Genomic DNA, 11,557 nt, shown 5'->3' on the forward strand with positions numbered 1-11,557 from the left:
GGCCCCCGTCCCGCGCGTTCCGGCCGGCATATGCCGGAGGCGGTGCGGACTCGAACACAGCCCCGCTGACCTGCGGGGACGGATCGTTCGACGGCAATGGACGGGCTCCCTCGACAAGGCAGGCTCAAGGTTGCCCCAAGGCTTCCACAAACCGCCCCTTCGAGGGACCCGGATCAGACATCGCGTCAACGGCAAGCCCCTAGGGGGACTTTCCGCGGACCGTTCAGCGGAACTTGGCCTTGCCCGGCCCCTCCTCCACGAAGCTGCGCATCCCGATCGCCCGGTCCTCGGTGGCGAACAGCCCCGCGAACCAGTTGCGCTCCACGGCGAGGCCCGTCTCGATGTCGGTCTCCAGGCCCACGTCGACCGACTCCTTCGCGGCGCGCAGCGCGAGCGCCGGGCCCTGGGCGAGCCGTGCGGCCCAGGCGTGCGCCTCCGCGTACACCTCGGCGGCCGGGACCACCCGGTCCACCAGACCGAGCGTCAGCGCCTCGTCGGCCTTCACCTGGCGGCCGGTGAAGATCAGGTCCTTGGCCCTGGACGGGCCGATCAGCCGGGACAGCCGCTGGGTGCCGCCCGCGCCGGGGATGAGGCCCAGCAGGATCTCCGGCTGGCCCAGCTTGGCGTTCTCCCCGGCGATCCGGTAGTCCGCGCACAGCGCCAGCTCGCAGCCGCCGCCCAGCGCGTAGCCGGTCACCGCCGCCACCACCGGCTTGGGGATGCGGGCCACCGCGGTGAAGGAGTCCTGCAGGGCGCGGGCGCGCAGGACCATCGCCGTGTGGTCCATGTCCTGCATCTCCTTGATGTCCGCGCCGGCCGCGAACACCTTCTCGCCGCCGTAGATCACCACGGCGCGCACGTCCTCGCGGCGGGTGGCCTCCTCGGCGAGCTCCTTGAGCCGGTCCTGGATGGCCACGTCCAGCGCGTTCATCGGCGGGCGGTCCAGGCGCAGGGTGCCGACGCCGTCCGCGACTTCGAGAGATACGGTCATGCACGCAGGTTAACGGGGACTAACGACAGCGGGCCCGGTGCGGTAGCTCACACCGGGCCCGCGCGCGCTCAGCGCGTCACGCCTTCCACTCGTCCCAGGACATGTTCCAGCCGTTGAGGCCGTTGTCCGGGTCGATGATCCGGTCGTTCGAGTTCTTCACGACCACCACGTCGCCGATCATCGACTGGTTGAAGAACCAGGCGGCCGGCGCGTCCTTGTCCCAGCCGCCGCGCACGTCGCGCAGACCGACGCAGCCGTGGCTGGCGTTGCGGTTGCCGAAGGCGTCGCCGCCCCAGTAGTTGCCGTGCAGGAAGGTGCCGGAGGTGCTCAGCCGCATGGCGTGCGGGACGTCCTTGATGTCGTACTCGCCGCCGTAGCCGACCGTGTCGCCGTTCATGCGGGTGACCGTCAGCTTCTCGCTGATGACCATCTGGCCGTTCCAGGTCTCGTAGCCGGGGGCACCGGTGGTGACCGGTATAGTCTTGACGACCTTTCCGTCCCGCGTGACCTTCATCGTGAGCTTCTTGGCGTCGACGACGGAGACCTGGTTGCGGCCGATGGTGAAGGAGACGGTCTTGGCCTGCTCGCCGTAGACGCCGGGGCGGCCCTCGACGCCGTCGAGGTTGAGGCGGACGGTGACCTTGGTGCCGGCCTTCCAGTACTTCTCGGGCCGGAAGTCGAGGCGGTCGTTGCCGAACCAGTGGCCCTCGACATCGACGGCCGGCTCGGTCTTGATCTCGATGGCCTTCTCGACGTCCTCGGGGTTGGTGATGCCCCGGGTGAAGCGGAGTGAGAACGGCATTCCGACGCCGACCGTGGAGCCGTCCTCCGGGGTGAAGTGTCCGACGAACGTGTTCTGCGGCGTCAGGGTGGTGAAGCCGGAGTCCTCGGCGGCGGTGCGCCCTTCGGAGTCCTTGGCGACCGCGTGGACCTGGTACTCGGTGGCAGCGGCCAGGTGGCTGGACGGCGTCCAGGTGGCGCCGTCCTTGGATATCTCCCCGGCTATCTTCGCGCCCTTGGCGTCCTTGACGACGACCTCGGTGAGCTTGCCCTTGGCGGCGGTCACCTTGAGGTCGCCGCTGGTGTCGACGGACTTCGCGCCGTCCTTGGGGGCTATGGAGACGACCGCCTCCGACTGCCCGCTCACGGCGGTGGGTTCGCCGCCGGCCTTGCCCTTGCCGTCACCGGACGACCCGGAGTCCGAGCCTCCGCCGCACGCGGTGACGGCCAGCAGCAGCGCCCCGAGTATCAGCGCGAGCGGCCCCCTGCCGCTCCCGCGCCCCCCGCGCGCGTCAACCGACGCCCCCGATATCGGCCGCACGTTCAAGTTGTCTCCCCTCAACGGGTCCGGGACCGGACCCTCACCGGGCCCCGTCGGGCCCCCTCCCCAGCGCGTCCCGCGCGCTCGGCGCATATTAACCACAAGGTCAGCGCGCCGGACGCCCGGGAAATGTCACTGTTCGGTCCCAACCGTTCCCCCCGTCGGGTCACTCCGTCGCGGTGCCCGCTTTCCACTCGTTCCATCCCATGTTCCAGCCTCCGAGCCCGTTGTCGGGAGCGACCTTTTTGTCATTGCTGTTGACGACCTCGACGACGTCCCCGACGAGGCTGCGGTCGAAGAACCAGCCGGCCGGGGTGTCCGCGCCGCCGCCCTTCACGTCGCGCAGGCCGACACAGCCGTGGCTGACGTTGGTGCGGCCGAAGACCGATGTGGGGGCCCAGTAGTTGCCGTGCAGGAAGGTGCCGGAGTAGGTGAGCCGCATGGCGTGCGGGACGTCCGGGATGTCGTACTCGCTCTTGCCGTTCTTCTTGCGGAAGCCGACCGTGGCGCCGTTCATCCGGGTCACCTCGAGCATCTCGGTGACCACCATCTTGCCGTTGTAGGTGGTGGTCTTGGGGGCGCCCGCGGTGACGGGCACCGTGCCGAGCAGCCGGCCGTCGCGCCGGACCTCCATGCTGCGCCGGGCGACGTCGACGAGGGAGGCCTGGCTGCGGCCGACGGTGAAGGTGAACGTCTTGTGCTGGAGGCCGTAGACGCCGGGCGCGGCCTCGACGTCGCGAAGGCGGAGGTCGACGGTGACCTCGGTGCCGGGCTTCCAGTAGCGCTCGGGGCGGAAGTCCAGGCGGGTGTCGCCGAACCAGTGGGGGCGGATCTCGACGGCGGGCTTCGCGGTGACCCGGATGGCGCGTTCGATGGCCGCGCGGTGCTGGATCTCCCGGTTGAACTCCAGGGAGACGATCATGCCGGTGCCGACGGTGGAGCGGTTCTCGGGGGTGACGTACCCGATGAAGCGTTCCTCCGGCACGTGCGTGGTGAAGGTGGTGTGCCGGGCCGAGCGGCGGCCCTCGCCGTCGACGGCGACCGCGTCGACCGTGTACTCGGCGGCCAGCGCGAGCTTGTGGCTGTCCGGCTCCCACCGCCGTCCGTCCGCGGAGATCCGGCCCGGCACCCGGGTCGTCTGCGCGTCCTGGGACCTGGTCACCTTCACCGATTCCAGACGCCCGCTCGGTACGCGGACGGAGAGGTCCGTGCCGGGGCTGACCCCCTTGCTGCCGTCGTCCGGGGTCACCCGGATGACGTCCTCGGGGCCCGGTGGCTTCTCCGGCCCGCCGAAGCCCATTGTGCCGGTGCCGTCGCCGGTGCAGCCGACGACTCCGGCCAGTAGTCCTGCCCATGTCAGTGCTGCGGCCAGTGCGGCCCTCGCGCGCCGCGCGCGCCCGTTTACGTGCCTCACAAACGTGCCCAACGACGGCGCCCGCCCTGGGGAAACGTGAGTGCGACCCAAGCTCTGGGCAGAACAGTGGGGAGGACGACGACGGGGAGCCGGGGCCGGGACGCCGTGGGCCTTCGTGGGCACGTCGTTCCGCGAGCCGTGGGAGGCGTACTGGTGTCCAGCGCTGCCGAGCAGGAGACGCGTGTCGGGGAAGGGCGCCCTGCCGCCGGCGTGAACGGCGCCGCGCGGGAGGCGCCGGCGACGACACCCGTGTGGCCGGGGGCGCCGATGCCGCTGGGCGCGCGGTTCCGGGTCGGCCCGGACGGGGTGGCGGGCACCAACTTCGCGCTCTGGGCGGGCGGGGCGGAGGCCGTCGAGCTGTGCCTGTTCGACGACGACGGCGGCGAACGGCGGCTCCGGCTGACCGAACTGACGCACGAGATCTGGCACGGCTTCGTGCCGGGAGTGATGCCCGGCCGGCGGTACGGCTATCGGGTGCACGGCCGCTGGGACCCGTGGACCGGGGGCCGCTGGAACCCGGCGAAGCTGCTGCTCGACCCTTACGCCCGCGCGGTGGACGGCGAGTTCGCGCTGCCGCCGGAGGTGTACGGGCACGTCCGGGACTGGCCGCAGCAGCAGGTCGCCGACACCGTGCGCGACGACCGGGACTCGGCGCCGCACGTCCCGAAGGGCGTCGTCGTCCACGATGACGACGACTGGGCCGACGACCGCCGACCGAAGACCCCGTGGGCGGACTCGGTCATCTACGAGCTGCACGTGAAGGGCTTCACCAGACTGCACCCGGACATCCCCGAGGACCTGCGCGGCACGTACGCCGGACTGGCCCACCCGGCGGCGATCGAGCACCTGACACGGCTCGGCGTCACGGCCGTCGAGCTGCTGCCGGTCCACCAGTTCGCGCACGAGGACCACCTGCTCAAACGCGGTCTGAGGAACTACTGGGGCTACAACTCCATCGGCTACTTCGCCCCGCACGCCGCCTACGCCGCCTCCGGCACCCGCGGCCAGCAGGTCGGCGAGTTCAAGCGCATGGTGCGCGCCCTGCACGCGGCCGGGATCGAGGTCATCCTCGACGTGGTCTACAACCACACCGCCGAAGCGGGCGAACTGGGCCCGACGCTGTCCCTGAAGGGCATAGACAACCGGGGCTACTACCGCCTCCAGCCGGACGCGCGCAGGTACGCCGACTACACCGGCTGCGGCAACACCCTGCACGTCGTCCAGCCGCACGTGCTGCGGCTGATCACGGACTCGCTGCGCTACTGGGTGACCGAGATGGGCGTCGACGGCTTCCGCTTCGACCTGGCGGCGGCGCTGGCCCGCTCCATGCACGACGTCGACATGCTCTCCCCGTTCCTCGCCGTCATCGCCCAGGACCCGGTGCTGCGGCGGGTCAAGCTCATCGCCGAGCCGTGGGACGTGGGCTCCGGCGGCTACCAGGTGGGCGCGTTCCCGCCGCTGTGGACGGAGTGGAACGACCGGTACCGCGACGCCGTACGGGACTTCTGGCGACACGCCCTGCCCGACGTGCGCGAGATGGGGTACCGGTTGTCCGGCTCCAGCGACCTGTACGCCTGGGGCGGGCGGCGGCCGTACGCGTCGGTCAACTTCATCACCGCGCACGACGGCTTCACGCTCCGGGACCTCGTGTCGTACGAGCGCAAGCACAACGAGGCCAACGGCGAGGGCAACCGGGACGGCTCGAACGACAACCGGGCCTGGAACTGCGGCGCCGAGGGCGACACCGACGACGAGCGGGTGCGGGCGCTGCGGCGCCGCCAGCTGCGCAACCTGCTCACCACACTGCTGCTGTCCACGGGCGTGCCGATGCTGGTCGCCGGCGACGAGCTGGGCCGCACCCAGGGCGGCAACAACAACGCCTACTGCCAGGACAACGAGATCAGCTGGCTGGACTGGAGCCTCCTGGAGGACCCCGGCTGGCGGGCGCTGACGGAGCTGACCGCGCGGCTGATAGCGCTGCGGCACCGGCATCCCGTGCTGCGCCGCCGGGCCTTCTTCTCCGGGCGGGCGCACTCCGCGGACGGGCTGCGGGACCTGGCGTGGTTCACCGCGCGGGGCACCGAGATGACGGAACGGGACTGGTACGCGCCCGCCGCCACGCTCGGCATGTACCTCTCCGGGCGGGACATCCCGGGCCGCGACGAGCGGGGCGCGCCGATCCTCGACGACAGCTTCCTCGCCGTGCTGCACGCCGGGGAACGGCCGGTGAGCTTCGTCCTGCCGGGGCCGCCGTGGGCGGAGCGCTACGAGGTGGTCGTCGACACGTCGGAGGAGGAGCAGGCGACGGCACCCGGGGTGACCCACCCGGCGGGGGCGGCGATCACGGTGCCGGGGCGGTCGGTGCTGCTGCTGAAGGTCGTCGGCTGAGGCGACTGTTGCCAGTCCGTGAACTTGCCGGCCGGGCCGTTGACCACGGCCCCGTCCGGCTGGCACCTTCCATGGTCATGAGGCCGTCCGCTGATCACCGGTGCGCGTACGCCGCGCTCGTGGAGCGGCGTCACGTCGACCTGTGCCGGCAGGCCGGCGCGATCTGTCGCCGCCGCTGAGCCGCGGCCCTTCTCCCTTCCCCCTGGTCTGTATGTCCCAGCTCTGGGACACCCCTGTCTCCGAGGATTCCGCATGCCCGAAATATCCCGCCGTGCCTTCGGCGGACTCGTCGGCGGCGGTGCCGTGACCGCGACGCTCGCGGGGACGACCACCGCCGAGGCCGCCACTCCCGCCGAACGCCCCTTCCGGGCCCGCCCCGCCACCGGCGGGCACCGCCGGCCCAACATCCTGTTCATCCTCGCCGACGACCTCGGCTGGGCCGACCTGTCGGTGTACGGGGCGCCGCACATCCGCACCCCGAACCTGGACCGGCTCGCCGCGCAGGGCGTGCGGTTCACCGACGGCTACTCGGGCTCGGCGACCTGCTCCCCCACCCGGTTCAGCCTCTACACCGGGCGTTACCCCGGCCGTACGAAGGGCGGGCTGGCCGAGCCGATCGGCAACCGCACGCAGGGCCTCGACCCGAACCACCCCACCCTGGCGTCCCTGCTGAAGAAGGCCGGCTACGACACCGCCCTGATCGGCAAGTGGCACTGCGGCTTCCTGCCCGACCACAGCCCCACCCGGTCCGGCTGGGACGAGTTCTTCGGGAACTTCGGCGGCGCCCTGGAGTACTTCTCCAAGCTGGGCCAGCTCGGCGAGTACGACCTGTACGAGGGCGACGCGGCCTACAAGGACCTGCGCTACTACACGACCGTGCTGACCGAGCGGGCCGTCGACTACGTCCGCCGGGAGCACGAGCGGCCCTGGCTGCTCAACCTGAACTTCACCACCCCGCACTGGCCGTGGCTCGCGGAGGGCGACGAGGAGGCCGGCGCGGAGATCGCGGCGAAGATCCGTGCCGGGCAGGTGCTGCCGGGGCTGCTGCACAACGACGGCGGCTCGGTGGAGAAGTACCGGGAGATGGTGGAGAGCCTGGACGCCGCCGTCGGCGAGGTGCTCGCCGCGCTGCGCCGTTCCGGCCAGGAGCAGAACACCGTCGTCGTCTTCGCCAGCGACAACGGCGGCGAGCGGTTCTCCTACCAGTGGCCGCTGAGCGGCGAGAAGTCGCAGCTGCTGGAGGGCGGCATCCGGGTGCCGACCATCCTGCGCTGGCCGGCCCGGATCGACGGCCGCCAGGTCAGCCACGAGCCGGTCTACTCCCCCGACTGGACGGCGACCCTGCTGGAAGTGGCCGGCGCCCGCCCCGACCCGGCCTACCCGCTCGACGGGCACAGCCTGGCCGGCTATCTGCTGCGCGGCGAGGAGATCCCCGAACGGGACCTGTTCTGGCGGGTGCGGGGCAACCGCGCGCTGCGGCGCGGGGACTTCAAGTACTACCAGGACTCGTCCGGCCGGGATCACCTGTTCGACCTGTCCGAGGACGCCCGCGAACAGGCCGACCTGGCCGCCGCCCGGCCCGAGCTGCTGGCCGAACTGAGGGGGGCGTGGGAGGCGATCGCCGAGGGGTTGCTGCCCTACCCGGCCCCCTGACGCGCCGACCGGACCGAAACTCGGTGGGCGTTGTCAGTGGCTGTCCGTAATCTCACAGTGATGCCGACGACACGTGCCACCACCGAAGAGGACCGCCCGGGGAAACCCTCCGGGAACCGCTCCGCCGTCCGTTCCCTGCTGCGCCTGTGGCCGTACGTCCGTCCCGTGCGGGCGCGGCTGTTCAGCGCCGCGTTCGTCGCGGTCGTCGCCTCGTGCGTCGGCCTGGTCATCCCGCTGGTGCTGAAGTGGCTGGTGGACGGGCCGGTCGCCGAGCGTGACCCGGCGGGGGTGTGGCTCGGGGCGCTGTATCTGCTGCTGCTCGGGCTCGCCGAGGCGCTGCTGTTCGGGCTGCGGCGGTGGCTGGTGGCCCGGCCGCTGGCGGGCGTCGAGGCGGCGATGCGGGCGGATCTGTACCGGCGGCTGCAGCGGCTGCCGGTGGCGTTCCACGACCGCTGGCCCTCGGGACAGCTGCTGTCCCGGGGACCGGCGATCTGATGCTGCTGCGCATGTTCCTCGCCTTCCCGCTGACCTTCCTGCTGGTCAACGCGGTCACGATCCTCGTCGGCGTGATCATCATGCTGGTGCAGGACTGGACGCTGGGCCTGGTGATCCTGGGCCCGGCCGTGCCGGTGCTGGTGGTCTGCGTGGTCTTCGAGAAGCGGTACGCGCACGCCGCGCGGCGGGCTCAGGACCAGGTCGGCGACCTGACGACGGTCGTCGAGGAGAGCGTCCTCGGCATCCGGATCATCAAGGGCTTCGGCCGCCACCGCAGCCAGGCCCGGGCGTTCCGCGAGCTGTCGCGGACGCTGCGCGGCACGGAGCTGCACAAGGCGCGGCTGCTGGCGACCATCTGGGCCGCGATGATGACGCTGCCCGAGGTCGCGATCGGGGCGGCGCTGGTGCTGGGCGCGGTGCGGGTCGCCGACGGGGACCTGTCGGCGGGCACACTGGTCGCGTTCCTGTCCACGGCGCTCGCGCTGCGCTGGCCGGTGGACTCGATCGGCTTCCTGCTGGCCCTCAGCCAGGAGGCCGCGACGGCGACCGAGCGGTACTTCGAGGTCATGGACGCCAAGCCGGAGTCGACCGCCCTCAGCGGATCGGCGGACGGCGACGACAGCGGGCTGCGGTTCCACGGCGTCACCTTCCGTTACCCCGACGCCCCGCCCGGCTCCCCGCCCGTGCTCGACCGGGTCGACCTGCATGTGCGGCCCGGCGAGTCGATGGCGCTGGTCGGGGCGACCGGCAGCGGGAAGACCACACTGACGGCGCTGGTGCCCCGGCTGCACGAGGTGACGTCCGGGCGGATCACCCTGGACGGGGTGGACATCACGGCGATGTCCCGCGAGGAGCTGCGCGGCCGGGTCGCCGTCGCCTTCGAGGAGCCCACGCTGTTCTCGGCGACGGTCGGGGAGAACGTCCTGATGGGCGCAGCCGACGGGGCCGGGGACGCCGAGCTGGACCGCGCGCTCGCGGTCGCCCAGGCGGACTTCGTCGGCGCGCTCCCGCAGGGTGTGGACACCCAGGTCGGCGAGCAGGGCCTGAGCCTGTCCGGCGGGCAGCGGCAGCGGCTGGCGCTGGCGCGCGCGGTCGTGGGACGGCCCAGGTTCCTGGTGCTGGACGACCCGCTGTCGGCACTGGACGTGCACACGGAGGCCGCGGTGGAGGCGGCGCTGCGGCAGGTGCTCGCGGACACCACGGCGCTGATCGTGGCGCACCGCCCGTCCACGGTGCTGCTCGCCGACCGGGTCGCCCTGCTCTCCGGCGGCCGGATCACCGCCGTCGGCACCCATCACGAACTGCTGCGCGGCAACGCCGAGTACGCCCATCTGATGTCGGGGGAAGAGGAGGACGGCCGATGACGGCCATCACCACCGCGCCGCCCAAGGAGGAGCCCGAGGACCACCCCTCCCCCGGCGGGGACCCCTTCGACCAGGACGTCCTGCCCACCCCGCCGGGCGCCACCGCCGCGCTGCTGCGTTCCCTCCTCGCCCCCATGAAGGCGCGGGTCGCGCTGACCACGCTGTTGCTGCTGCTCCAGCAGGCGGCCGTGCAGGCGGGTCCGCTGCTGGTGGCGTACGCAATCGATCACGCCGTGCCCGCGCTGCGCGCCGACGACCGCGGGCCGCTGATCGCGGTGGCCGTCGGCTATCTGCTGTGCGCGCTGGCGGCGGGCGCGCTGCAGTACGCGTTCGTCCGGGGCTCCGCGCGGGTCAGCCAGGACGTGCTGCTGGACCTGCGCGGCCGGATCTTCCGGCACGCCCAGGCGCTCAGCGTCGACTTCCACGAGCGCTACACCTCGGGCCGGCTGATCTCCCGCTCCACCAGCGATGTGGAGTCCCTGCGCGAGCTGCTGGAGGACGGTCTCCAGGAGCTGGTGATGGTGATCCTTTCCTGTGTGTACACGGCGGTGCTGCTGCTCTGGCTGGATCTCGGTCTCGGTGGGGTCGCGGTGGCCTCGTTCGGGCCGCTGTGGTGGCTGGTGCGGCTGTACCGGCGGCGGGTGCAGCGGGTGTACCTCCAGCGGTCCAGCGCGATCGCCGCGGTGATCGTGAAATTCGTGGAGACGATGAACGGCATCCGCCCGGTCCGCGCGTTCCGCCGGGAGGCGGCCAACGACGCCGAGTTCCGGGTGCTGAACCGGCGGCACGAGCGGACCAACGGCGACGCGCTGCTGGAGATGGCCCGCTATGTGGTCGGCTCCCGGATCGTCGGCAACACGGCGGTCGCGCTGATCGTGCTGTGGGGCGCCTACCGGGTGGCGGACGGCACGCTGGCGCTGGGTGTGCTGGCGGCGGCGGTGCTGTACCTGCGGCGGATGTACGACCCGATCGACCGGTTCGGCATGTTCCTCAACTCGTACCAGTCGGCGGCGGCCTCGCTGGAGAAGATCGCCGGACTGCTGGCCCAGACGCCCTCGGTGCCCGAGCCGTCGACGCCCACGCCGCTCCCGCCGCTGCGGACCGCGGACCAGCCCGGCCGCGAGGCCGTCTTCGAGCAGGTGCGGTTCGCGTACCGCACCGGCGGCGAGGTCCTGCCCCGCTTCGACCTGACGCTGCCGGCCGGGCAGACGGTCGCGGTGGTCGGCTCCACCGGCGCCGGCAAGTCCACCCTCGCCAAGCTCCTCGCCCGGTTCTACGACCCGTCCGACGGGCGGGTGCTGCTCGACGGGGTCGACCTGCGGGAGCTGTCGGTGGCGGAGCTGCGGCGCGGGGTCGTGATGGTGACGCAGGAGGCGTTCCTGTTCTCCGGCACGGTCGCCGACAACATCGCCATCGGCCGCCCGGACGCGAGCCGCGAGGAGATCGAGCGGGCGGCGAAGGCGATCGGCGCGCACGATTTCATCAGCGCCCTGCCCGACGGCTACGACACGGACGTCCGCAAGCGGGGTGGCCGTATCTCGGCCGGCCAGCGGCAGCTCGTCGCGTTCGCGCGGGCGTTGCTCGCCGACCCCGGGGTGCTGATCCTCGACGAGGCGACCAGCTCGCTGGACATCCCCGGGGAGCGGGCGGTGCAGCGGGCGATGGCGACGGTGCTGAAGGGCCGTACGGCGGTGGTGATCGCGCACCGGCTGTCCACCGTGGAGATCGCGGACCGGGTGCTGGTGATGGAGCACGGCCGGATCGTGGAGGACGGCAGTCCGGCCGAACTGATCGCCGGCACGGGCCGGTTCGCCGATCTGCATCGCGCCTGGCGGGACAGCCTGGCATAAGTCCGCTCAAGTCCGGTGCGGGGCCGGAAAGTTCAATGCGCGATCTCTTTACGCGCTCCTCACGCGGGAGTAACTTCCAGC

The 11,557-nt window shown here is 72.0% G+C and carries 7 protein-coding genes and 1 pseudogene; 5 read left to right on the top strand and 3 right to left on the bottom strand.

The window, feature by feature from the left end; all coding sequences use genetic code 11:
• Positions 1-223 precede the first annotated feature (223 nt).
• From ACSU6L_RS11675 to ACSU6L_RS11685, 3 genes are all read right to left on the bottom strand, one after another.
• Complete coding sequence (locus tag ACSU6L_RS11675; RefSeq protein ID WP_437056119.1) at positions 224-991, bottom strand: enoyl-CoA hydratase/isomerase family protein; 768 nt, start codon at positions 989-991, stop codon at positions 224-226.
• 76 nt (positions 992-1,067) lie between these two features.
• Positions 1,068-2,318, bottom strand: coding sequence for a L,D-transpeptidase (locus ACSU6L_RS11680; protein WP_437056121.1), 1,251 nt, complete (start codon positions 2,316-2,318; stop codon positions 1,068-1,070).
• A 160-nt stretch (positions 2,319-2,478) separates the two neighbouring features.
• A complete protein-coding gene (locus ACSU6L_RS11685) occupies positions 2,479-3,726 on the bottom strand; it encodes an Ig-like domain-containing protein (protein ID WP_437056123.1) in 1,248 nt (415 codons plus the stop codon).
• Between the two features lie 153 nt (positions 3,727-3,879).
• Between ACSU6L_RS11685 and glgX the strand changes: the two genes are divergently transcribed.
• The 5 genes and pseudogenes from glgX (at position 3,880) to ACSU6L_RS11710 (ending at position 11,476) form a co-directional block, all read left to right on the top strand.
• Positions 3,880-6,114: a glycogen debranching protein GlgX gene (glgX, locus tag ACSU6L_RS11690; protein WP_437056124.1), complete on the top strand. Its 2,235-nt coding sequence runs from the start codon at positions 3,880-3,882 to the stop codon at positions 6,112-6,114.
• Between the two features lie 77 nt (positions 6,115-6,191).
• Positions 6,192-6,293: a putative leader peptide gene (locus tag ACSU6L_RS11695; RefSeq protein WP_437056126.1), complete on the top strand. Its 102-nt coding sequence runs from the start codon at positions 6,192-6,194 to the stop codon at positions 6,291-6,293.
• A gap of 73 nt (positions 6,294-6,366) precedes the next feature.
• The gene (locus ACSU6L_RS11700) at positions 6,367-7,767 is read left to right on the top strand and encodes a sulfatase family protein (RefSeq protein ID WP_437056128.1); all 1,401 of its coding nucleotides are present in this window, start codon (positions 6,367-6,369) and stop codon (positions 7,765-7,767) included.
• A 60-nt stretch (positions 7,768-7,827) separates the two neighbouring features.
• A pseudogene (locus ACSU6L_RS11705) lies at positions 7,828-9,626 on the top strand (ABC transporter ATP-binding protein).
• Positions 9,623-11,476, top strand: coding sequence for an ABC transporter ATP-binding protein (locus ACSU6L_RS11710; RefSeq protein WP_437056130.1), 1,854 nt, complete (start codon positions 9,623-9,625; stop codon positions 11,474-11,476). The pseudogene ACSU6L_RS11705 and the gene ACSU6L_RS11710 overlap by 4 nt, the downstream one beginning before the upstream one ends.
• The last annotated feature ends 81 nt before the right edge of the window (positions 11,477-11,557 follow it).

The organism is Streptomyces sp. enrichment culture (assembly GCF_964272855.1).
In the GTDB taxonomy this organism is placed as follows: Bacteria; Actinomycetota; Actinomycetes; order Streptomycetales; family Streptomycetaceae; genus Streptomyces.

Coding starts and splice junctions, on each gene's coding strand:
- ACSU6L_RS11710 (WP_437056130.1), top strand. CDS start 9,623: ATGACGGCCATCACCACCGCGCCGCCCAAGGAGGAGCCCGAGGACCAC.
- ACSU6L_RS11700 (WP_437056128.1), top strand. CDS start 6,367: ATGCCCGAAATATCCCGCCGTGCCTTCGGCGGACTCGTCGGCGGCGGT.
- ACSU6L_RS11675 (WP_437056119.1), bottom strand. CDS start 991: ATGACCGTATCTCTCGAAGTCGCGGACGGCGTCGGCACCCTGCGCCTG.
- ACSU6L_RS11695 (WP_437056126.1), top strand. CDS start 6,192: ATGAGGCCGTCCGCTGATCACCGGTGCGCGTACGCCGCGCTCGTGGAG.